Annotated in this window: 22 protein-coding genes; 10 read left to right on the top strand and 12 right to left on the bottom strand. The window is 47.6% G+C overall.

Annotated elements, in window-relative coordinates; translation table 11 throughout:
- The first annotated feature begins 57 nt into the window (after nt 1-57).
- On the top strand, nt 58-1,170 hold the full coding sequence (locus CUJ83_RS01620; protein WP_230739840.1) for a methionine adenosyltransferase: 1,113 nt from the start codon (nt 58-60) through the stop codon (nt 1,168-1,170).
- Here CUJ83_RS01620 and amrS read toward each other — a convergent pair.
- The gene (gene amrS / locus CUJ83_RS01615; protein WP_230739838.1) at nt 1,167-2,189 is read right to left on the bottom strand and encodes an AmmeMemoRadiSam system radical SAM enzyme; all 1,023 of its coding nucleotides are present in this window, start codon (nt 2,187-2,189) and stop codon (nt 1,167-1,169) included. The genes CUJ83_RS01620 and amrS overlap by 4 nt on opposite strands.
- Nucleotides 2,190-2,502: 313 nt before the next feature.
- Between amrS and CUJ83_RS01610 the strand changes: the two genes are divergently transcribed.
- The 5 genes from CUJ83_RS01610 (at nt 2,503) to CUJ83_RS01590 (ending at nt 8,813) form a co-directional block, all read left to right on the top strand.
- The gene (locus CUJ83_RS01610; RefSeq protein ID WP_230739836.1) at nt 2,503-4,605 is read left to right on the top strand and encodes a carboxypeptidase regulatory-like domain-containing protein; all 2,103 of its coding nucleotides are present in this window, start codon (nt 2,503-2,505) and stop codon (nt 4,603-4,605) included.
- 70 nt (nt 4,606-4,675) lie between these two features.
- On the top strand, nt 4,676-5,761 hold the full coding sequence (locus tag CUJ83_RS01605; protein ID WP_230739834.1) for an actin-like salactin: 1,086 nt from the start codon (nt 4,676-4,678) through the stop codon (nt 5,759-5,761).
- 87 nt (nt 5,762-5,848) lie between these two features.
- A complete protein-coding gene (locus CUJ83_RS01600; RefSeq protein ID WP_230739832.1) occupies nt 5,849-6,643 on the top strand; it encodes an A24 family peptidase C-terminal domain-containing protein in 795 nt (264 codons plus the stop codon).
- Between the two features lie 132 nt (nt 6,644-6,775).
- Nucleotides 6,776-8,062: an ATP-binding protein gene (locus tag CUJ83_RS01595; protein WP_230739830.1), complete on the top strand. Its 1,287-nt coding sequence runs from the start codon at nt 6,776-6,778 to the stop codon at nt 8,060-8,062.
- Nucleotides 8,063-8,072: 10 nt separating this feature from the next.
- On the top strand, nt 8,073-8,813 hold the full coding sequence (locus tag CUJ83_RS01590; RefSeq protein ID WP_230739829.1) for an MBL fold metallo-hydrolase: 741 nt from the start codon (nt 8,073-8,075) through the stop codon (nt 8,811-8,813).
- 369 nt (nt 8,814-9,182) lie between these two features.
- Here the strand turns inward: CUJ83_RS01590 and CUJ83_RS01585 are convergent, their stop codons facing one another.
- From CUJ83_RS01585 to CUJ83_RS01560, 6 genes are all read right to left on the bottom strand, one after another.
- Complete coding sequence (locus CUJ83_RS01585; RefSeq protein WP_230739827.1) at nt 9,183-9,764, bottom strand: Lrp/AsnC family transcriptional regulator; 582 nt, start codon at nt 9,762-9,764, stop codon at nt 9,183-9,185.
- A 197-nt stretch (nt 9,765-9,961) separates the two neighbouring features.
- The gene (locus CUJ83_RS01580) at nt 9,962-10,252 is read right to left on the bottom strand and encodes a DUF424 domain-containing protein (RefSeq protein WP_230739825.1); all 291 of its coding nucleotides are present in this window, start codon (nt 10,250-10,252) and stop codon (nt 9,962-9,964) included.
- Between the two features lie 11 nt (nt 10,253-10,263).
- Nucleotides 10,264-10,665: a translation initiation factor IF-2 subunit beta gene (locus tag CUJ83_RS01575; protein WP_230739823.1), complete on the bottom strand. Its 402-nt coding sequence runs from the start codon at nt 10,663-10,665 to the stop codon at nt 10,264-10,266.
- Nucleotides 10,666-10,719: 54 nt separating this feature from the next.
- On the bottom strand, nt 10,720-12,807 hold the full coding sequence (locus tag CUJ83_RS01570; protein WP_369423857.1) for a minichromosome maintenance protein MCM: 2,088 nt from the start codon (nt 12,805-12,807) through the stop codon (nt 10,720-10,722).
- Between the two features lie 117 nt (nt 12,808-12,924).
- Nucleotides 12,925-13,725: a DUF2705 family protein gene (locus tag CUJ83_RS01565; RefSeq protein ID WP_230739819.1), complete on the bottom strand. Its 801-nt coding sequence runs from the start codon at nt 13,723-13,725 to the stop codon at nt 12,925-12,927.
- On the bottom strand, nt 13,726-14,613 hold the full coding sequence (locus tag CUJ83_RS01560) for an ABC transporter ATP-binding protein (protein WP_230739817.1): 888 nt from the start codon (nt 14,611-14,613) through the stop codon (nt 13,726-13,728). It lies immediately after the preceding gene.
- Between the two features lie 200 nt (nt 14,614-14,813).
- On the opposite strand from CUJ83_RS01560, the gene CUJ83_RS01555 reads away from it, so the two are divergent.
- On the top strand, nt 14,814-15,632 hold the full coding sequence (locus CUJ83_RS01555) for a TrmB family transcriptional regulator (protein WP_230739815.1): 819 nt from the start codon (nt 14,814-14,816) through the stop codon (nt 15,630-15,632).
- 106 nt (nt 15,633-15,738) lie between these two features.
- Here the strand turns inward: CUJ83_RS01555 and CUJ83_RS01550 are convergent, their stop codons facing one another.
- Together CUJ83_RS01550 and CUJ83_RS01545 are read right to left on the bottom strand one after the other, a co-directional pair.
- Nucleotides 15,739-16,542 (bottom strand): ABC transporter permease, encoded by an 804-nt coding sequence (locus CUJ83_RS01550; RefSeq protein ID WP_230739813.1) that lies wholly within the window; start codon nt 16,540-16,542, stop codon nt 15,739-15,741.
- A gap of 1 nt (nt 16,543) precedes the next feature.
- A complete protein-coding gene (locus CUJ83_RS01545) occupies nt 16,544-17,431 on the bottom strand; it encodes an ABC transporter ATP-binding protein (RefSeq protein WP_230739811.1) in 888 nt (295 codons plus the stop codon).
- A 197-nt stretch (nt 17,432-17,628) separates the two neighbouring features.
- Here CUJ83_RS01545 and CUJ83_RS01540 point away from each other — a divergent pair, with 197 nt between their 5' ends.
- Genes CUJ83_RS01540 through CUJ83_RS01530 form a run of 3 tightly spaced genes read left to right on the top strand, consistent with a single transcriptional unit; the run spans nt 17,629 to nt 20,315 of the window.
- Nucleotides 17,629-18,453 (top strand): TrmB family transcriptional regulator, encoded by an 825-nt coding sequence (locus CUJ83_RS01540; RefSeq protein WP_230739809.1) that lies wholly within the window; start codon nt 17,629-17,631, stop codon nt 18,451-18,453.
- Nucleotides 18,454-18,490: 37 nt separating this feature from the next.
- The gene (locus CUJ83_RS01535; RefSeq protein WP_230739807.1) at nt 18,491-19,387 is read left to right on the top strand and encodes a carbohydrate kinase family protein; all 897 of its coding nucleotides are present in this window, start codon (nt 18,491-18,493) and stop codon (nt 19,385-19,387) included.
- Between the two features lie 52 nt (nt 19,388-19,439).
- On the top strand, nt 19,440-20,315 hold the full coding sequence (locus tag CUJ83_RS01530; protein WP_230739805.1) for a carboxypeptidase-like regulatory domain-containing protein: 876 nt from the start codon (nt 19,440-19,442) through the stop codon (nt 20,313-20,315).
- Nucleotides 20,316-20,449: 134 nt separating this feature from the next.
- Here CUJ83_RS01530 and CUJ83_RS01525 read toward each other — a convergent pair whose 3' ends face one another.
- The 3 genes from CUJ83_RS01525 to CUJ83_RS01515 form a co-directional block, all read right to left on the bottom strand.
- Nucleotides 20,450-21,385 (bottom strand): calcium/sodium antiporter, encoded by a 936-nt coding sequence (locus CUJ83_RS01525; RefSeq protein ID WP_230739803.1) that lies wholly within the window; start codon nt 21,383-21,385, stop codon nt 20,450-20,452.
- A 67-nt stretch (nt 21,386-21,452) separates the two neighbouring features.
- Nucleotides 21,453-22,043 carry a Kae1-associated kinase Bud32 gene (locus tag CUJ83_RS01520; protein ID WP_230739802.1) on the bottom strand — a complete coding sequence of 197 codons (591 nt, stop codon included), beginning with the start codon at nt 22,041-22,043 and terminating at the stop codon, nt 21,453-21,455.
- Nucleotides 22,034-23,005: a bifunctional N(6)-L-threonylcarbamoyladenine synthase/serine/threonine protein kinase gene (locus CUJ83_RS01515; RefSeq protein ID WP_230739801.1), complete on the bottom strand. Its 972-nt coding sequence runs from the start codon at nt 23,003-23,005 to the stop codon at nt 22,034-22,036. The genes CUJ83_RS01520 and CUJ83_RS01515 overlap by 10 nt, the downstream gene beginning before the upstream one ends.
- Between the last annotated feature and the right edge of the window lie 39 nt (nt 23,006-23,044).

Here is a 23,044-nt window from a genome sequence, read left to right as displayed (position 1 = left end):
TACTACAAAATTAATATCTATAATCAGCGCTAATTATTGTATCTAGAGGCATTTTTCGTGATCATCGAGAAGCTACCTATTCCGTATAGCGAACACAGGTTCGAGATAGTCGAGAAAAAAGGGCTCGGGCACCCTGATAGCCTTTGCGACGGGATCTCCGATGCAGTCTCCAGGGGTCTATGTAAATATTATATGGACCACTTCGGCCACATACTTCACCATAACGTGGACAAGGTCCTGATATCGGCAGGCAGGTCCGAAACGGGCTTTGGCGGCGGAGAGATATTAAAGCTGATGAGTATCATCATAGGGGGAAGGGCCACGGATAGGTTCCAGGGGCAGAATATCCCTGTGTATGAGATCGCCAGGGAGTGCACTGAAAAATACATGAAGTCCACTTTAAAGAACATAGATAATTATTTTGAAGTAGAACCCAGGCTTGGTATGGGAGCCTCCGAGCTAAAAAGCCTGGCAGAGAAGGTCACGGCGAATGATACGTCCATAGGTGTGGGATTCGCGCCTTTGAGCCGGCTTGAAACGGATGTGCACAAGGCAGAGGTCATAATGAGGACAGTGACGGGCGTCGGCGAGGATGTCAAGGTCATGGGACTGCGCACGAACGATGACCTGTTGCTGACGCTGTCAGCGGCGATCGTATCAAAATATGCGACAGGCATGGATGAATACGAGAGTATTAAATCGCGTGTTAGACAAAAGGTGACAGACTCCCTATCCTCGGGATGGGAGGGGCTTTCCGTCACAGTCAATGCTGCGGACACGAATAAGAATATTTACCTTACGAAGACGGGGACATCGGCAGAGATGGGCGATGACGGAGAGACCGGCAGGGGTAACCGGGCCAATGGCCTTATCACCCCGGGCAGGCCTATGACGCTTGAAGCCCATGCCGGAAAGAACCCCCGGAACCACGTGGGCAAGATATATAACCTGATAGCCATTCGGGCTGCGGATGACCTGGTCAGGCAATGCGGGGTTGAAGAAGCCTACGTCTATCTGGTAAGCAAGATCGGCGCTCCGCTTGATAAGCCTCAGCTTAAGGCAGCCAGAATATACGGGGATGCCGCTCCCGATAAAATAGAGTATGTAATAGATTACTGGCTGGAGATGATCCCGGGAGTAATGGAAGATTTTCTCGCCGGAAAGTGCTAAGGGCCGATATTTCCTATAATGGGGATCTTTTCCCCGCATTTCGGGCACTTTTTATCCTTCGTGAGGTTCAGGTTCATTATCCTGAACCCTAAGCGCTCGATAAGGAGCTCGTTACATGACGGGCACCAGGTGCTCTCATATTTATGTCCCGGGACGTTACCGAGATAAACATATTTTAATCCGGTCTCTTTTGCAACATTATATGCTCTTTCAAGCGTCTCCAGGGAAGTGGCTGCCAGATCTGTCATGTGATACATGGGCTGGAATCTTGTGAAATGTGTCGGTGTTTCCGGTCCTAAGTTCTCATAGACCCATTTTGAAAGCTCGCCTATTTCCTCTGCAGAATCATTAAGACCCGGTATGACCAGGTTTATGACCTCGATATGCATCCCCATATCCTTTGCTATCTTCGTAGAGGTAAGCACAGGCTCCAGCCTTGCGCTGCAGACTTTTTTATAGAACGCGTCCTTGAAAGCTTTGATGTCCACACGGTAAGCGTCAAGCAATCCCTTCATTGCCTCAAGGTGCTCTGCCGTCGCATAGCCGTTCGTCACATAAATAGACTTAAGGCCTTTTTCATGTCCCAGCATCGAAGTATCATGTGTGAACTCCACCCATATTGTAGGCTCGTTGTACGTGAAGGACAGGCTTTTACAACCCGTGTCTATAGCGTTCTTCACTGCCATTGCCGGCATTATGTCCTCCGTATAGACGCTTTCGATGTCTGCCTGGGAAATCGTCCAGTTCTGACAATGCTCGCACCTGAAATTGCATCCGACCGTACCCATCGAATATGAGTAGCTACCCGGGTAAAAATGATAAAGCGGCTTTTTCTCTATGGGATCGCTTGCAACAGACGTCACGGTGCCGTATATCAGGCTTTTTAATTTTCCGTCGAAATTTTTCCTGGTCCTGCAATGACCGATCTTTCCCTCAGGTATGATACATTTAAACGAGCATGAAAAGCATCTTACCTTTTTATCTTCAAGGGGTTCCCAAAGGATGGCCTCTTTTATCATTGAGTTCACTCCAGACTATTTAAATATGATTTTTCCCGGCTTTAAATGTAATCCCTCCATTACACTAAAAAGTCAGGCATTTATATAATAATTTATTCGTATTAATTTGTCCAAAAAAATTTCCGAAAAAGCGATGGCTTTATATATTATATCGCTAGATTGGGGTGTGATTATCGAGTATAAAAATATTCGGGCATTATGTGAATAAAATGCCATATATCGGCGTATTAATAAAAATAATTCAGTTATCGGAAAACACGATAAAATATTTGTAGTTGTAAAAGCTTAATTCAGAAGGTCGGATGGTTAGAGGATGAAAAAGATACTCAGTTTATTGCTTATTAGCATCATGCTGTTACCAGTCCTAGCTATTACAAACGCCACTGCCGGAAGCAATACCGTGACAGTGATGGGACAGGTAACGGACAGGCACGGAAATCCTGTACAGGGTGCAGTTGCGACCCTGATCGACGCAATCTATCTGGAAGTTGATCAAACCATTACCGACCAGAATGGTAATTTTGAGTTTGTCAATGCAAATCTAAAGACAGATACATGTAAAGTTAAAGTATCATATAAAGAAGGCAGTACGGTATATGAGACCAAGCTTTCTCTCACTAAGTGGTACATGGCTACGAGCGGTATCATCCAGGTCGATAGGGCTGATACTAAGTTAGAATTGTACCCGCCTCCGGAATACGGTTATGTCTGGGGCTTTATACAGAACGAGAACGGTAATACTATCGACGGTGTCGTTTACGCAGTAAGCACCACCGGAGAACAAACGTTCTACTCGTTCGCCCAGAAGACTAACGGCGGTAACGGCCAGTTCACATTCTATCTTCCAAAAGGCACATATAACCTCTATGCTCAGCACGAGAACGGAGGCGTTATATATCAATCCACAAAAAGAGTGCAAGTCACAGTAGAAGGAAATCTCTATCTGACTGATGTCCCTGCACCTACGATGGTGACCGTGCCTCTTACGGCGCCGGCATCTTCGCCGGATCCGGCCAGCATACCTCAGACATACCATAATAAGATAAACGGTACTGTCAAGACAAAGGATGGTAAACCCTACGCTGATGCCGTAATATCCGTATATCAACAGTCCGATGATATGTCACGATATATCAAGAGGGACATCTTTACCGCGAAGACTAACGCCGACGGCTATTTCGAGATCTACGGCATAGATGTCCGAAGCGATGACGATAAAGAGGTATTCGGAAGAAAGAACTTCATGATAAGTGTGGAGTATACTGACACTAACGGTGCCAAAGCTAACGTGTCTGAATACACTCCGCTTTACCACCCCAACGTTATCATGCCATGGAACATGGAACAGGCAGCACGCAACGTTACGCTTGACATAAAACTGCCATTCACTACGATGGGATGGGTTAACATTAACTCAGATCCTCCCGGAGCAGCATTATATGTTGACGGCCAGCCATTGCTCGACGGGAACGGGAAACAGTATGTGACGCCATGCGTCGCTTATATTCCTGCCGGCAATCATGAGGTCAAGCTTGCCTATGAGGGATATAGCGATAAGGCCTTCATGATCGAGATGGAAGAGAATAAGGAGCACCAGTCGGTATTCGCAAGCCTTGAGAGATCGCTTGTGCCGTCATGGACACCCGTCGTCGTAGCGGCATTGATATTGATAATCGTTGCCGGTATCGTCGGATACATGCTTATCTCTAAAAAGAACATGTTCCTGGGACCTCTCGCCGGTGTGGCAAACTCCTACAAGAATAAGGTCGAAAATAACAAAGCCGCCAGAGACGTGGCAAAAGCCCATAAAGCAGAAAAGGCTGAACAAAAAAGGGCCGAGGACCAGCAGAAGCAGGCACCGAAGCGCGAGTCTCCTCCGGCGACTTCAATACCGCCGAAATTAGGCGAAAAGAAAATATTGCCTGATGTAAAGGGGATTGGAAACATAGCCAATAACCTGCCAAGGCTTGGAGGAAAGATTCAGGAGAGCGAGCCGGCAGAAAAGCCTTCGGTCGCATATGCGAGCGACGTGTATAAGTCCCCGTCGTCCTATTCGAATGCCGAACGCGTGCCGTACACTCCAAAATCGTCGTCAGTACCGCCGCAGCAGCCTGAAAAAGATGGCAGGATAAAGGTACCGAAGACCACGGTGCAAGGTAAAGATCCGGTGTCGACCATAAAGGATAAAGAGAGGATACTTAAATATATAAAAGAGCATCCTGATGGAGTATCGTTCATACAGATGAGCAACGACCTGGACATACAACCGAACAATCTCACAATAATGATGAAAGAGCTCGTCATCAGCGATGATGTCGAAAAGGTCAAAGGTTTATATTATTATAAATCGCATGATATGTCTCCTCTCGATAACACGTCATCTGTCGTGGTCTGGAGACTTGATGGAGATAAGTAAATAGGCTGGGAATGAAATGGTGGAAGCTAATAAAAATCCGAGTGGGGAATTAGCGGCTGATGGAGCCGGTATGGAGAACGATGTCGAGTTCGGGCTCGTTGAGGCCGGTGGCTATCTTAAAAGAAAGGAATCAGATGCCATACCAATAGGTCTGAAGATCGGTTCTACCCGTACGGTGCTCGTAATGCCTAACTACGAAGGCACGCTTGACATTGTCAGGACTCTTACCTGCGTGGCAAGATACAGGGACCTGTTCACGGGAAAGCTCGCCACGAAGTTTGGTGATGAAGCCGCAGAAGAATACGCCGATTCGGTATATTTCATGTTCCGCGCCGGACTTCCTCAGGATGAGGACAGCGTAAAGCTTGCAGCGCAGTTCATCGAATATCTTGTTTATAAATATAACATACCTGAGAACAGCTATGTTACGCTGGCTCACCCCGCGGTCGAGAACGACAGGGGACGCAAGAACCTTAAAGAGATCATATCCGGCATGTCCATAGGAAGGGCAGGCAGGCAGGCATGGTCTGAGGCATTCTGCGGCGCAATACCTGCGTTCGACGGCCTTGATGCGATCAAGAAGACTTTCATGAGCGTCAATATGGGCTCGACGACTTTAGAGATAAGCGCATTCAGGAACGGAGAGCCTGTGCACACAGTGACCTTAGGCACTATCAGCGGCAATATAGTCGATAGAAAGATAAGGCTCGGTGTACAGAACGAGACACAGGGTATCGTGAACATAGACCTTAACACCGCAAGGAAATACAAAGAGGAGTTCGCGAACTTCATCGAATACAAGCCCGTATACGATTCAGTGCATATTCATGACCGCGGCCAGTATGGCTTTAAGATCGAGAAAAGCATCATGAAGCCCGTCGAAGAGTACGTTAACAACGTCATAGAGGCTATCATGGAAAACTTCTTCCCGCAGCTGGCTCAGGACCACTATCAGACCTACAAGAGGGTACTGTCCGAGCCGATAATACTGACGGGCGGAATGGCATGCATACCCGGGCTCAAAGAGCGTGTCGAGATGCTGCTATCTGATGAGCTCGAGCAGAAGGTCACCGTAATATCCAGCGACAGGCCGGACCTTGCTCCTGCGATAGGCGCATACAGGATCTCAGAATACACGTTGAATTACCGCGACTAAGTATATCCTTCCGGATATACTCTTTTTCTATATTTTTTGTTCTCTGTGTAATAAAGAATTTATATGTTATAGTACATTTTTTAGGCTATGTTTCCCTGGGAACTGATCAATCTTCTAAACATTATTCGTATAATCATTTGTACAGCGATACTTTCATACTCATGCGTCACGGACTGGAGGTCAAGGCGGGCACCCAACCAGCTATGGTATGTCCTCGGAGGCGCCGGCATAGTTCTGGGGTTCATAGAGTTCTGGGTCAGGTCATTTGACTATTATTTCCTGATCTACCTTGCCATCGGGGTCATATTCATCTATGTCCTTGTTTATGTGATATTCAGGGTGGGGGGATTCGGGGGCGCAGATGCCAAATCGCTCATCGCAATAGCCATATTGTTCCCATTGTACCCGGAAGTCTTAATTTCCGGCACGATACTGCCTTTATCTACCGGTGTAAGATCTCCCATATTTTCGCTGGCGGTGCTTGGCAACGCTGTAGTGCTTACACTTATTGTGCCCATAACCGTATTCATCAGGAACCTGTTCACGGTGTCTTTCCCTGAGCTGAAGTCAAATCCGCTCGGAGCATTCACAGGATATATGATGAAAATCGAGGACATCAAAGGGAAACATGTACGCCTTATGCATCAGTATGAAGAAAACGACGGCAATGTCGAGAGACGGGTGAAGTTTAGCGGTTCGGAAGCAGATGAAAAACTATTCAATAAATTAATGAAATGGAATAAGGAAGGAAAAATCGGGGATAAAGTATGGATAACTCCTAAGCTACCGTTCCTCATCCCTATCACACTGGGCTTCTTAACTGCAGCCATTTGGGGAGATATCCTGATGCAGCTCATCGGTTCCATAATGTTGCTATTATGAACATTTTGACTGCGAGAGTAAATATTTTAAACTTTGGGTCCTAAAACATAAAGCCCAAAATGTATATGTAACCGAAAACAACAAGTACTAGAGCTAACTAACATTGAAATTTACATGACGCGGAAGGTAACTATGGCAAATATTGATGAAAAAGAAATACTCGACGTTTTAGAGCTTTTGCTCACGGCGGAGATTTACAATAACTCAGGTAACTTGAATGAAGATGACCTGCCGCCTAATATGCGAAAACATTACTGGGACCCTGCGACTAAAAAGGTCAAAAGGCCGATAAAGGTGGTGGATTCGGACATCAAGGCGATCTATGACCTTGATAACGCTAAATCGATCATGTCCTCACTGCCATTCGTTAACTTCGACGAGTTCGGGTCCATATATACGCTTACGGTCCTGGACCTGGGAACCAAGTGGTTTGCCAAGAAAGAGGTGAAGGATCGTATTAACACTAACCCTGTGTTAGCGTTTTACTATCAGAACTACGGAACCTTTGATGTGGACTATAAGGACGTCCGCGCCAGGAACCCATCGAAGGAGTCCGATCGCGGCTGGATAGAGGGGCTTAGTAAGAGCGTCGCAGAAGAAGGCGCCGACTCCATCGAGATGCTTAAGCTCGTGCACATTTATCCTCCCGAGGACATTCAGCAAAAATTCGACGAGATAGTCCTTACCCAGGAGCAGAACGCAGAGGTCGAAAAGATAGTCAAGGCAATACAGTACCGTGATTACCTTCGCCAGATAGGCCTTCGCGAAATAGGCAAGCTACTGTTCGTAGGGCCTCCGGGAACCGGAAAGACATCTACGGCAAGGGCGATGTCTGCGAAGCTAGGCCTGCCGTTCCTTGAGGTCAAGCTATCCATGATTACCTCTCAATACCTCGGCGAGACCTCCAAGAACATAGATAAGGTATTCGAGCTGGCGAAAAAGCTTAGCCCGTGCATCCTGTTCATCGACGAGTTCGACTTCGTGGCAAAGACCCGTACGTCGGACGAGCATGCAGCGCTCAAGAGAGCCGTCAACACGCTCTTAAAGTGTATCGATGACATAAGCCTTGTCAACGACGGCGTCCTTCTGATAGGCGCGACCAACCACCCGAAACTGCTCGACAGTGCGGCATGGAGAAGGTTTGACGAGATCGTCATGTTCCCGCTTCCGGATATGGACATGAGGCAGAAGATATTCGAGATGGTCCTGGAGCCTATAGACGGCGAATTCGACCTTAAACAGCTTGCGATGATGACCGAGAACTATTCGGGCTCAGACTTGCGCCTGGTCGTCAGGGAGGCCGTGTTGAACGCTTTAACAGAGGACCGTACAAAGCTCAAGCAGGATGACATGATACGCGCCGTAAAACAGTTCGAGGAGCGTATTAACCTCAGGCTTAACGACGGACAGAGCAGTTAAGTGATATATAATGCGCATAACGCTTCTGGGTACCGGTGATGCAGTCGGAACTCCGAAAATAGGCTGTAAATGTCCCGCATGCCTGGATGCAAAAAAGGGCGGAAAAAGCAAGCGCTACCGCCCATGTTTACTTTTTTCCGACGGTAACGTCAACGTTCTCGTAGATACCGGGCCGGACCTTCGCACTCAGCTTATAGATAACGGCATCGATAAAGTGGATGCCGTTATCTGGACGCATTCGCACCGCGACCATACCGGAGGTTTCGGCGATTTTTGGCGGGTAAAAAATTTCATGCCTGTGTATGGCGAAAAAAGAGTCCTTGACTATACCCTGGGCGAATTTCATTTCATGACTTTCGAGCGCCATGACCAGGAGATGTACATCCCGTTCAAGATCGGAGATATGGAGTTCACTCTTTTCGAGGTGAACCATCCGCCTATCGACGTCTCGACAGGTATCCGTGTCAGGAATAATGGAAAGACAGCGATAGTGACCGGGGATACTAACCTCGAGATACCCGAAAGAAGCCTGGATCTTATGAGGGATACTGATCTTTTACTTGCGGACGCGATCTTCCCCCGGGACATCCGGGTCCAAAAACACATGAACATAGACGACGCGGTCTACCTTTCTAAAAAAGTCAATGCAAAACGCAGCATATTCATACATCTAAGCCATCTTTTTCCGCCCCATGATGAAGCGGCACAAAAATACTCGCTAGGATATGATGGCATGATAATTGACCTATAAGGAAGACTGTAATCATAGCCAGTCGTTCGTCTTGTTAATCTCCCGGCTATTTGAACGATCATAATGCAGGAAGCTGTAGGCGTTTATAAAAACTCCGTTATATGAAGGCACTAATGATCAATTACCTTGTGACCGCTAAGCTCACGAAATGCCCTAATGTACACTAAGTTTTTTTGGATATGATACATTTATAAAAAAAGTGATAAATGTTCCCTTGTTGCCTTTGTGCGCTTTTTGGTTAAGTTGCGGGTCTTTGTCGGCCTTTTCTTAAAATGAAATACCCTGCGATTATCGATTTGATGTTGTTATCTAAGATCTAAAGAGAAACTATCCTATGAAAAAATAGTACAGAAAAAGTAGAAAATTTTTTTAGACCTTGAAGTGCTCGTATGTGACTCCCAGCGCTTCTCCGACTTTCATGCCGCTGCTCTTTAGAGCGGCAGGCGTCGGCGCCATCTGTTTCTTCTTCTTCGCGCGTTCCATCTCTTCGCGCTCGTCTACGCTCAGGATATTGACTTCTGCGATCTCGCGGACGGCCTTGAGTATTATCGAAATTTTAATATCGTTGATCCCCAGCGGTGTTATCTTATTCTTGATGATCCTGTTCAACTCATCAAAATCGCTGGCTGTCATGAAAAATACAAGGTTCTTGTCGCCACTGCTATGGTAGATCTGAAGGACGCCGTTCACTAGCTTTAATTTCCCCGCGATCTCGTCGAGGCTCGTCGGAGGCACTTTTGCGTAAACTATGGCGCTACAGTTCAAGCCGACCCGAGGTTTATCGATGATTGCGGTATAACCCTCGATAATGCCCTGTTCTTCCATGAAGCTGATACGTTCCCTCACTGTGGACTCTGCCCTGTCCATCTCCTTGGTGATGTCTTTGTAGGTTATCCTGCCGTCCCTCTGAAGGAGTTGTAATATCCTTTTATTAAGTTTATCGATCTCCATATTTTCAAAAACACCAGCCTTGTACTTATAGCAATTTTTATGATAATGCCCTTATAGCTAAGCCCGGTAGCCTGAGATAAAGCTATTGTCGGCTCTCTCACTATAATCCAATAATAATTAGCGCGCTTATCTCATAAATAATTAATGCTCTATTATAAAAGTAATTTGAATTAATATCGTGTATTTTCGAAATAAAACTATACCCGTACCATCTGAGCATGGGGTATGTTCTGAATAAATATTATATGCCCTGTATCGACAAGGCCGAGATCAACGGCGACCGCTACGCTTTCTTCCCCGACCAGATTGGCCACTGTCGCATCCTTTAAAGCGTCAGCTATCTCTTCCCGCGTTGCTGTGCTGTCTCCATAGAACTCTTTTGAGACCTTTAATTGTAGGTCTCCCTCCAAAAGCTCTCTGCCGAGATATTTTTCATCGCAAACTGCGACAAGCACCTCGTTATCGATCCTGTATACTTTAAGATACAATTTGTTTCACCTTACATCTTTATCTGATATGACGCCCCGCAAGCGTCACACTTTATCATATCTATCCTGTCGACTTTTATTATATTTGTATCCGGAAGATTACATACTTTACATATGACGTAGTTATCCACGTACTTCTTTATCGTGCCGTTCAATTCATCGTTCGTGAACGAGCCGTTCAATATTAGCCTGCCGTCGGCCCTGACACCTGCAGTGCCTATATCTCTCAGCAGGTATTTAGCCACGGCATCAGGGTCCCGGTTTATCGTGCTACAGATGTCGTTAAAATTCGTTATTATCGTCTTTTTACCCTCTGTATGCTTTTTTACGGCCGGGATCTCAAAACGCTTTTTTTCTTCCATCTGTTCGGGAATGCCTGATTTTCCCCTTTTTAACAGCTCATCGTAATCCATGACGTTTTATCTCCTGTTAATTTTTTAGGCTATGGCTATTCGGAGAGCTTTACCTTATGATAGCTTAATGCTGCCGTGTGTCGGCTCAAATATTTCGCCTATCTCTTTTAGTTTCTTTAATTCCTTTTCTACTTTTTCTTTCGTGAGGCCGTGTTCGGCTGCTTTTTCGATGACCTTCTCTACCGGCACAGAGCCTCCGAGCTCTTTAGACAGGTCCTCGATCATATGCTTAAGGTCCTTGATCCTTTCTCTTTGCGATTTGCCGACGCCCACGGTCAATATGTCTATGTCCAGCTTTCCTGTATCCTTGTCCATGCCTACCTGCTTCAGGCTGGTCATGACTATATCGATGGTCTTTTCAACGTCATCGATCGTTACTTCGTCTTCCAGCCGCATTCGTGCGCTGGCCTCAGCGAGCCTGACAAGGCCTTCCAGCTGTCTGGCCGTGACAGCTATGGGGGCATTATCGCCCTCGCCCTGCTTACGCAGCTCGAGATAGAATTTGATTATGCGCTCCTTTGCATCCTCACGCATTATCGGGAACACCTTACGCTTGGCATAGGCAATATATTTTCTTAACAGCTGCGCGGTGATCTCCGGCTGTATGGGCTTCATGGCATCGAGGACGCTTTCCTCTCTGACATGGCTCGTCGGAATGTTCTTCCTGTGCTCGTTAAGCTCTCCCGCATAGTGCGATTTAAGGATATGCGTGGCGATGTTCTGGTCTCTTCTTTCCTCGGGCTTATCCTGAAGTATGAAAATAAGGTCAAAACGCGACATCAGAGAAGGCGGCATGTTGATCTGCTCGGGGATGCTCTCGAACGGATCGAAACGCCCCAGCTTTGGGTTAGCCGCGCCCAGTAAGGAGCACCGGCATTTGAGCGTCGCCATAATGCCTGCCTTGGCTACGCTGATCGATTGTTGCTCCATCGCTTCGTGAAGGCTGCTTCTGTCCTCGTTTTTCATCTTGTCCATCTCATCAACGGCTGCTACGCCTTTGTCAGCAAGGACTAAAGCTCCCGCCTCAAGCGTCCAGCTTCCGTCGAACTCATCCTTGACCGCCGCTGCTGTCAGACCGGCTGAAGACGCGCTTTTACCTGAAGCATAAACGCCTCTGGGGGCTAGCTTGACGACGTACCTTAAGATCTGTGATTTTGCTATACCCGGGTCACCCACGAGCAGGATATGAATGTCCCCTCTTATTCGCGTACCGTCGGGCAGGTGTTTCGGGATGCCCGAGAACAACTGAAGCGCTATGGCCTCCTTGACCTCCGAGTAGCCGTAGATGGACGGTGCTATGGAGTTGACCATCTTTGTGTATATGCGGGGGTCCCTGGAAAGTTTAAGGATAGTCTCCTCTTCTTCGGGGCTTATCTCCAGCTCATCGAACTCTTGCTGCTCCTGCTCCAGAGAGTTCCCGTCCAGGTAGATATCGAAATAGGTCGATTTACCGTCCTTGTTGATCTTTTGAGCGGACCTGAGTATGCCGTTGACTATTATGCGCTCTCCCGGTGTCACAATGCCTGCTATGTCATTGCTGACATTGATGTCCAGCGTCTGCGGCTGCTCTCCTCCTTTCAGGTCTTCGGGCGACTCCTGTATCTTGATCCTCTGGTAGTCCTCGAACCTCGACTCCTTGAACAATAAGCGGAATACTCCTTTTTTCTCCTCGTTACAGACGCAGTAGGAAGGCTCGATAAATTTCCCCGTCCCTTCCTGCGGTATATATGTTATCTGGCCGCATCTTGCACATTCGAAAGCGGCTTCCACGATGCGCGGCCTGACGTCCGTGATCTTTCTTACGGTGCCGTCGATCGATATCATGGTGTTGATATGCTCGCTTCTAAGGTCCCTCACCTGTGTCTTCTTCGGGACTTTTACCACGCGTATATAGGCTGATATTTGCTTTTTTACCGGGAGGTCTACAAGGGGCAGGGCGTCCTCGGCGTGTTTCAGGACCTCTCCGGGATTGGATATCAGAGCCTCCGCCAGCCTGACATCAAAATTAATCAGGTCCGGGAACTCGACTATCAATGACTTCGTCTTACTGTCAGAAACGGCTAGCTGATGTATGCTGTTCTTATAATATCGTGTAAGGAACTCCTTCCACTTTTGTACGGATGATACAACGCTCACGCCCATAGTGCCCACTATCCTTCTGGAAGTGAGAATATATGCCATAACCATATATGGCTTTCGAGAGCTCACTGAAAATATTTGATAATAAAGAAAAAAAGGCTGATAAGGGTATTTTAACCCTTATGCAAAATTAATATCCCTGCGCTGGAAATTTAAGACCGCTAAGGCAAGTATCAGGATCGTCATTGCGACCAGCACACCCAGGTCCGCCAGGTTAGATGTATGAGATATGAGCATTGCGGGAGTATCCACGTAGTGGAATATTGACAGCACGCTTATCGTATCCAGGCTCGATGACATCGAACCGATTGTCTCCGTGAAATACATCAGCACAAAGATGCCTATGGATATTATAGCAGATTGCTTGCTGTCGCTCAGGAAGCTCGATACAAGCATTGATATCGCCCCGGTGGCCAGTCCAAGTATAATAAAGGACAGGCCTGCATATGCGAACCACACGATGTCTACAGGGACATTGATATAGGCGGCGCTGATAACTGCCGAACCCACCAGGCCAAGCACGAAAAGCGTAACGACCGGTATCAGGGCCATGTACCTTGATATAACTATGCCAGCTCTGCTCACAGGCAGGGATAATAACAGGTCAGCTGTCCTGTTCTCTATCTCTCCGGCTATGAACGACGCTGTAAGGAATGCGACATAACAGCCTATTATCAAACCCATATAGCTGTAAAGCTCAGCTGACATGAACCCCTCAAAGGTAGAAAGGCTCGTTATGCTATCCCCTATCATCGCCTTGAAAGCGGGGTTCTGGAGCATCTCGTCATAGGCGCCGCTCATTTTCTTTGCCTCAGGGAACATCGAGCCCATGAAAAAGACGAACCCTGATATTATCAATGTCGCTATTATTGCCCCTCTTGCTTTGTCCTTAATGCTCTGCCTGAATATGTTGAAAGACATTTACTTCCCTCCCGCATAATATTGCATGAATATGTCCTCGAGGTTCATCGGCTGGATGGCGATGCTCTCGACATCATGGTCCGATATCTCTTTAAGCACTTTTCTAATGTTGCCTGTCACGGTCATCCTGTAGGACCCGTTTAACCTGGATACTCCTGCAATGCCGTCGATCTTAAACGATTCAGGTCTTACTTCCTCAGAGAACTTTACAGCGAGCACACTGCCCGATTTCTTTTTCAGGTCCCCGATACTTTCCTGCGCGACGATCTTTCCTTCCTTGATGATCGCCACCCTGTCACAGACTTTTTCCACTTCCGAAAGGACGTGGGATGACATGAACACTGTCCTTCCATTAGATGCTTCCTCACGGATCACTTCGAGGAATGTCTGCTGTATGAGGGGGTCCAGGCCGCTTGTTGGCTCATCAAGTATCAACAGGTCAGGGTCGTTCATAAATGCCTGAATGAGGGCTACCTTCTGCCTGTTGCCTTTTGAATATTCCTTTAATTTCCGGTTAAGGTTCACATCAAACTTTTCAGCGTACTTTTTAGCCTCATCTTCGTCGTAACTGCCTCTTACGCTGCCGAAGTATTCGAGGAATTTCTTACCGGTCATGTTGCCGTAAAGGTTGACGTCGCCCGGCACGTAGCTCAGGCGCCAGTGAATGGCCACGGCGTCCTTATGGCAGTCAAGCCCGAATATCGTAGCGGAACCCGATGTCGGCCTGATGATGTCAAGCAACGTCCTTATTGTCGTCGACTTTCCGGCACCGTTCGGGCCGAGGAACCCGAAGATCTCTCCTTTGTTCACTTTTATGTTCACATCGATTATGCCGCGGTTTTTGCCATAGGATTTTGTCAGGTTCTTAGTCTCGATCACAGTTTCCATTTTTAAGCCCCCATGGACTTAGTTATCTATCAATTAAGGGCCTCTATGGGCCAGTATTTTATTTTTGATTAGTTGTTAACTACTTAACAACAAATTATCAAACAACATCAAACTATTTAAAGTTTACTAATTAGTTGTTAAGTAGTTAACAACCTATGATAGTTAACTATTTAACAACCAAATGCACTAAATAAAAAAATATGAAGCGTATACCGCCAAAGCTCATCTCTTCACTGAGGACGCTCGGCCTCCTTGAGTCAGAGGCTAAAGTGTATTCTGCGCTGGTCCTGTTCGGACAGGCAGAGCCGAAAGAACTACTGGACTTTTTAGACATATCCAAGCCCAGCGTATATGAGAGCCTCAGGGGACTTGAGGACCGCGGGATCGTGGTACAGATCAATACCCGGCCTGCTTTATACCAGGCGGTAGACCCGAAGATCGCATTGAAACTCCTGACCGACACGTATCTGGACGCATCGGAGGAGGCATCCGGATATCTGGACATATTACAAAAAGAAAGGGTGAAAGAGAGGCCGTCCGGGACATTATGGTCCATATATGGCAGCACGACGATAGAGTATAAGGTGGCGGATATGCTTCGGAACGCAAAAGAAAGCGTTCAATGTGTCTTGCCGGAGAGGTACCTGCATTATCTCGAGGAGATTGCAGGCAAAGGCATAAAGATCAGCTTTCTTTTGATATCGGACGACAATGGAATTAAAGAGCGAATAGAGAAAGTATTTTCACAGGATGACATTCGTTATCGTATCATGTCGGCGTCAGAAATGTTAAAGATGTCCGCGTTCAACAGGGCACATCAGGACCAAAAATCCCTTCCTGAATATTCCGAGGTCATGTCTCAGTTCGATTATACCAATCTTACGACCATTATCGTCGACGATTCGGAGTTCCTTTATGTGCCGCCGGTAAAAGGGGATACTGTCAGCGCCCTGAACACTAACAATAAGACCATGATAATGGGCAGCCAGATGTTCTTCCTGAGGCCTGGATTGTTTTAATGGACTTTCCTATGGGTGTTGTCATCTGAAATAACCAACAAATAACGCTTCATAACAAAAATACAAAGAATAAAAAAAGAAAAATGGGTGGTTGAAGGTTTAAGGATCAGACTGTGTTTATCTCTCTTCTCTTGAACACGATGACCGACAATACCAGGAACACCACTGCAACAAGCAGGAGCACACCGAAGTTGCCCCAGTCCATCGTGCCGTTAACCAGCATGTCTGTCATGTCCATATAATGGAACAGGCAAAGAGACCTTATCGCATCGATGCTGGTGACCATTCCTCCGATGTTATTCATAAAGTACATCAGTATGAACACGCCCAGCGATGCGAGCGCCGCCTGTTTACTATCGCTCATCAGGCTGGATATGAACAGGGATATGGACGCTGTCGCCAGTATGAACACGGTCAGGAACAATGTCACGTTCAGGTAAGTCCCCATGTTGATGCTCTCGTTGATGTACTGTGCGCCCAGTACTGCTCCGACAGATATCGCCCCTGACAGTAGTATGGCAACGGGCACCAGCACCGCATATCTCGAAAGTACTATCGTTTCTCTTTTTATCGGCAATGACAGCAGAAGTTCGCTGGTCTCATGCTCGATCTCCCCGGCGATGAACGACGCTGTCATGAACGCGACATATCCGCCCAGCACCAGGCCCATATAGCTGAAGACCTCCATGGAGAGGAATCCTTCATACTGTGTCATAGGCGCCAGGGCATCACCGATGAACGCCTTTATCGCCGGGTTTTCCAGCATCGAGGTATAAAGGTCGCCGACTTTACTTATTTCCGGATACATTGTCCCTATCCAGAACACGTATAGTAACAGTAAGATCGCGGCAATGACCGCTCCTCTTCCTTTTTCACGCACGGTCTGCGTAAATATCTCTACTGCGGCCATATTATTTCCCTCCTGCATAATATTGCATGAATATATCCTCAAGAGTCATGGGGTGAATGTTGATGTCTGCTACCTTTCGGGCAGTTAATTCCTGAAGCGTCTCCTGGATATTACCCGTGACAGTCATCCTGTAATATCCGTTATGCCTGGATAAGTTACCGATTCCGAGAGCTTTTAAGGATTCCTCCTCTACTCTGTCGGCAAACTTTACCTCTATGACCTTGCCCGATTTCCTCCGCAGGTCCTCGACGTTTTCTTCAGCAACGATCGAGCCTTCCCTGATTATCGCCACCCTCTCGCAGACCTTCTCTACCTCGGAAAGGATGTGTGATGACATGAAGATGGTCTTTCCGTCCCTGACCTCCTCTTTGACCACATCGTTGAACGTCTGCTGCACAAGCGGATCGAGCCCGCTGGTCGCCTCGTCCATTATGATGAGATCGGGGTCGTTCATGAAAGCCTGTATCAGTGCGACTTTTTGCCTCATTCCTTTGGAGTATTCTTTCATCTTGCGGTCAAGGCCGATGTCAAATCTCGCGGACAGGTCTCGAACTTTATCTTCGTCGTACCTTCCTCTTATACTGCCAAAATATTCCAGGAACCTCTTACCGGTCATGTTCCCGTAGAGGCTGACGTCACCCGGGATATAGCTTAATCGGTTTTTAATGGCGACCGTATCCTGCTGGCAGTCCATGCCAAATATCGTGGCACTGCCGCTGGTCGGCCTTATAAAATCCAGAAGAGTCCTGATGGTCGTCGACTTTCCGGCACCGTTCGGGCCCAGGAAACCGAAGATTTCTCCCCTTCCTACTTTCAAGTTCACATTGATTATCCCGCGGTTCTTGCCGTAGGATTTTGTCAGGTTCTTCGTTTCGATTATGGTTTCCATATTTAAACCCCCTGTGGGTTTTTCCGGAATGAATATATTGCCTGCCATGTGGCTGGCAAACGCTCTGATAATCTAAGCGATCCATTCTAATGTAGTAAATTGTTTTACTACAAATAGAAGAAAAGGCGTAAAAGTATATATATTTTACGAGTATGTAGTAAATTATTTAACTACTGACTGCGTTACGATGTATGGGTATGAACAGGATATCGACTAAACTTATCAGGGGCCTAAAGACACTGGGGCTTTCAGAATATGAGGCAAAGGTATATTCCGCGCTCGTCGTCCACGACTATGCGGAGGCGAAGGAGATCATCGAATATCTGGACATTTCGAAGCCAAGCGTATATGAAAGCTTAAGGAGCCTTGAGGAAATGGGCCTTGTGGTAATGACAGATACCAAGCCATCGGTATATAAAGTATTACCGCCGGAAATGGCCGTAAAGATCCTGCTCGATATACATAAAAGAGCTTCAGAAGACGCTCTTGAGGAATTAAAAGCCCTGGAGAAGGAAAAAATAAAGGAGAAAGGCGAAAGCGCGTTCCTGTCACTTTACGGTGACGCCGCCATCGATTATAAGATCCGCGACATGTTTAAGAACGTCAAAGAGAATATCTCCTGCATAGCATCGGACCGCTATCTACCCTATATTGAATCACTTGCAGGAAGGGACTTTAGCGTCAACCTGATGATAATCTCGGATGATGAAGGTCTGGAGAGCAAGCTTGAAGGCATATTCGGCAAGAATAGGGCTAATATTAAAGTCATGTCATCCTCGGCCATTATGAAGGCGGCATTAGAGCTGAAGCTTCCTCCGGGCACGGAATTATCTAAATATAAGGATGCCATTGACATGATAGACGCGAACAACATGTTCATAGCGATATCGGACGATTCGGACTTCCTTTACATACCTCCTCTTGCCGGTAACTTTTCAAACGCCCTGTACACCGCGAATAAGACGATGATAATGCTTACCAAGATGTTTTTCCAGAGCTGGGTAAAATCGCTCTCCTCATAGATACTATCTAATAAAGATGAATGCCAATTAAGGTAATATGTACGATGTCTTTTGCTATGGTGCCATATCTTTAGACATATCGGGAAAGCTCGAGTACTCATGGCCCCAAAGCGGACAGGCCAGCGCCACCGATTATAAAATGTCGGTCGGCGGGGATGCGGCGATAGTATCCATCATGCTGGCCGGTCTGGGATTGAAGGTGGCTCTCGGCGGAGGCCCTGTCGGGGATGATGCCATGGGGGAGCATATCCGCAGGATATTAAAAAGTATGGGAGTCGACCTGATAGCGCCTTCTATGGGTAAGACAAGTATTTCTTTTGTGATCATAGATGACATCGGCCGCCGCTCTTCCCTTACGTTCCACGAGAACACGCCTGAAGAAGAGATCCCAGTACAGGAAAAGGAAATAAAGGATTCAAAATACCTGTACGTTGACGGGTGCTATGGAAAAAACAGCGGGATCGCGGCCGGAACGGCACGGGATACAGGTATCCCCACGGTTTTAAACCTTAACGTCCCGTCAATACCTTATATGGGGCTTTTTAACACTGTCATAGCCTGTGAGACCGTATCCGGGCTTTTCTCGCTTGACCCTGGTGAGGCGGCAGCGAGGATATTCGATGTCAATAAAGATACCGCTATCGTGACCGTGGGTGAGAAAGGCTGCTTCCATTGTCGAGAAAAAGAAAATGTGCAGAATTTTCCCGCATTCGATGTCGAACCTGTGGATACTACGGGTGCAGGAGCCGCATTCGCCGCCGGTTTTATAAAATCCCGGCTGTCGGGCCGTAACTTTATGGATAGCATTAAGTTCGCCAGCGCAGCAGGGGCATATAAATGCTTATCCCGGGGCAGCTATCGAATATTTTCCGAGGCGGATATACTCGAATTCATAAAAAATATCAGTTCGTCACATAACTTCGATATTTCTTGAAGTTTAAAAAACATTCTTATATAAATAAGTGGTTTAAATTTATTTGATGATTATGAAGCGAAAGTATGCCCCTATGATACTTATCATATTTACGCTTTTAGCATGCGGATATTTCTTTATCGCGTCCGCCGCGGCACAATCGCCTACTAACGGCAGTGTCTCAGGAAAAGTCTCGACGAACGTCGGCCTTCTCCCCGAAGAGACACGCGTCACGCTGCTAAATGCGACAAACACTTCGATAGCCTATGATGAATTCAATACCACCGTAGATAATGAAGGATTCTTCATATTCGCGAACGTCCCGGCCGGAAATTATACGGCATATGCATGGAGCCCGTACCATTCCGAGGGAATGTCTAACAGCTTCACCGTGACACCGGGAAGTACGGCGTCCTGCGGCATTATATTATTGGCAAAGCCATATTATGCAGATATAACCGCAAAGCCGGGGACCGTATATCTCGGAGGGTATAAATCCGACATCAATGTCTATGTTTACGATTATATGGGTAATCCGGTAGGCGCCGGATGGTTCATCACTATGCATACGACGGCAGGCACGCTTGACCCGACCTATGCCGAGACAGATGCGAACGGCAGCCTGCGCACGTCTTTGATATCGCCCGAAAGCGGCTCATACGCGGAGATAAGCGTTTATGCAAAGTCGAGCAACGGTACCTATTATCAGCTTCAAAGCGCAGCCAAGATGCCCACTCCGACCCCGGAGCCATCTCCCACAGCGACTCCGGCTGCATCACCTACTGTAGAGCCTACGATAACTCCGACCCCGGAACCCACAGAGGTGCCGACTGTGACGGCGACCGCGACAGCGACGCCTGTCCCGACCCCGACGCCGACTCCCGGATTTGAGCTGATAGCAGTTCTATGCGCCATCGGGTTCCTGGCAGCGATAAGAAAATTCAAGTAAAATGATGGCGCCCGAAAGGGCGTTCATTCCTATTTTTGTGTTGATTTGATCTTTTAAGTGCGATCGGTACATACCCTGCTTATACATTAAAAGGCAACCGTGTCAAGTATGTCCTTATGTCATGCGATGAGATATTACGGGGCTACAGGCGACAGTACGATCTTATATGCCAGGTAGATCGCGTAGAAGATCAATAAGAATATTCCCTCCCATCTCGACAGGATGTTACCTCTTATTACCAGCGGGAGTAACAATATGATCGAAAGCAGAGCAAAAATTATGTCCATCTGATCGGGGACGATTATGGGATTTATGATGGCGCAGATCCCCATGATGAGCAGAGTGTTGACACATATGCTACCCAGGCTGTTCCCGAGCGCCAGATCGCCTTTGTTCTTGAATGACGCGATGATGCCCGTCGCAAGCTCCGGCAAGTTCGTACCGATAGCTATGACCGTGATGGCGATGAGATAAGGCTGTATCCCAAGGCTCTTGGAGATCATGATGGCAGAGTCCACGGTAAGCTTGCCGCCGGCAAGCGTCAGGACGATCCCTATCACTATCATGATATACTTGATGAACTTGATCTTCTGCTTTTCTTCTTTCTCTTTTAGAAGGCCTTCACCGGAGGATTTCTTAAATAACCAAAAAAAGTAGATGAACGTGGCAAGGATCAATACCATGCCATCCGCCCTGCTCAGGACATTGTCCAGCGATAACAGCAGCAATAACGATCCGGCTGCCATGGTGACCGGTATATCCTCCGTGAACGCCCCGGGTGCCGCTATTATCGGCCTTATTAACACGCAGATCCCGAGTATCAGGCATATGTTCGCTATGTTCGACCCTACCACATTACCCAGCGCGACATCTCCGTATCCTTCCAGCGATGACTCGATACCTATAACAAGCTCAGGCAACGACGTGCCTATGGCAACGACCGACAGGCCGACCACGCCTATGGAGATGCCTTTCGAGAGCGCTATATCTGAGGCAGAGTCCACAAGGATATCTGAACCTTTGACAAGCAAGACAAGCCCTATGGCCAATAAGGCGAGTTCTAAAAGCATTATTTATGATAATGGTCACAAAAGATTTAATGATATGCTTAAAAAATCAAGAGCGACTATTTGTATATTAAGGGGTCTCGGTCTTATACCTGCCCCTGTACTCTATCTCCCTGACCCTTTTTAGCACATCGTCGGCACCATCGAAGTATGACCTGTAACCGTCGGCGAATGCCTCCATGAGCTTTTCATGGTTCTCGTGGCTGCTGACTATCGTCTGATAGAACACGTGCACGTCGACACCGCGCGCCTCCAGCGTCTCATCCCAGAATGACAGTCCGAAGTCGATAAGATATATCCTGTCATCCTTTACGATCATATTTGATGTGGTCAGGTCTCCATGGATCAGGCCGCGGCTATGCAGCTTTCCGATAAGTATGCCGGCCCTTCTTGCCTTTTCCTCATCTATGGCCGCTTTTAGCTGCGGGCCGGCGATCCTCTCCATTTCCAGCGAGAACCTCCGGATATCATATATTATCGGTGTAGGTATGCCCGCCCTGCGCGCTTCCGACATTATCTTCGCCTCGGCGCGCGTACGCTCGCTTCTTAGCTTTTCGTCAAGCTGCTTTACCCTGTAGCTCTTCGGGATCCTGGTCTTTATGACCTTATCCTCGAATATCTCGACGACGGCCTCTGCACCTCTCCTCTCCTCTAAAGCCATGGGATATCCACCTCGTCAGGCCTGTAACACGGGTTTACAGCCGAATCCTCAACTTCAAGCGTCATATCATATTTTAATTGTAAAAGCCCTGTGTATGCTATCATGGAACCGTTATCGCCAAAATACCTTCTCGGCGGCGCATAGAACCTGGCGCCCCTATCATTGCACATATCTTCGAGCATTTTTTGCAGTCTCATGTTAGCGCCGACGCCTCCGCCTATCAGGACCTCGTTCTTGCCGGTGTGCGCCAGCGCCCTTTCGGTGACCTCGACCAGCATCGCGAAAGAGTTTTCCTGTAATGAAAAACAGACATCTTCTTTCGAGTATCGCTGCGCGGCATCTTTTGCGGCCGACATCATGCCCGAGAAAGAAAGATCCATTCCCTTTACCACATAAGGAAGCTCTATATACTGCTTCCCTTCTTTTGCCAGCGCCTCTATCTTCGGGCCGCCGGGATGCTGCAGGCCAAGATATCTTCCGAACTTGTCAAGCGCATTACCTATCCCTATGTCAAGCGTCTCCCCGAATATCCTGTAGCGTCCGGCACGGTATGCCAGCACCTGCGAGTTAGCGCCGCTGACGTATAACACTACGGGGTCATAGCATCCGGTCTGCCACCTGCCCACCTCTATGTGCGCAACGCAGTGGTTGACACCTATAAGCGGCACATCATATGCAAGAGCGAGGGCTCTCGCCGCAGTCGCCACTGTTCTCAGGCAGGGGCCCAGGCCAGGGCCCTGGGAGAATGCCACGCCGTCAAAATCTATGCCCGAGGATAAAACTTCCTTTATGACATCTCCTATATGGTTGGCATGATGCTGCGCCGCCGCCATCGGATGTATCCCGCCTTTCTCGGGGACGTAAGGATTTGATGCTTCCACGTAAACTCTATCCCATCCTGCTATCGCAGCCGAAAGGCTCCATGCTGTACCCTCTATGCCCAGCACTCTTTTGCATTCCATATAGATCCGCACTCAAATTAGGCTTTATGGCTTAAATCT

It is taken from the genome of Methanooceanicella nereidis, assembly GCF_021023085.1.
GTDB lineage: Archaea > Halobacteriota > Methanocellia > Methanocellales > Methanocellaceae > Methanooceanicella > Methanooceanicella nereidis.
This window is presented reverse-complemented; position numbering and strand designations above follow the sequence as displayed.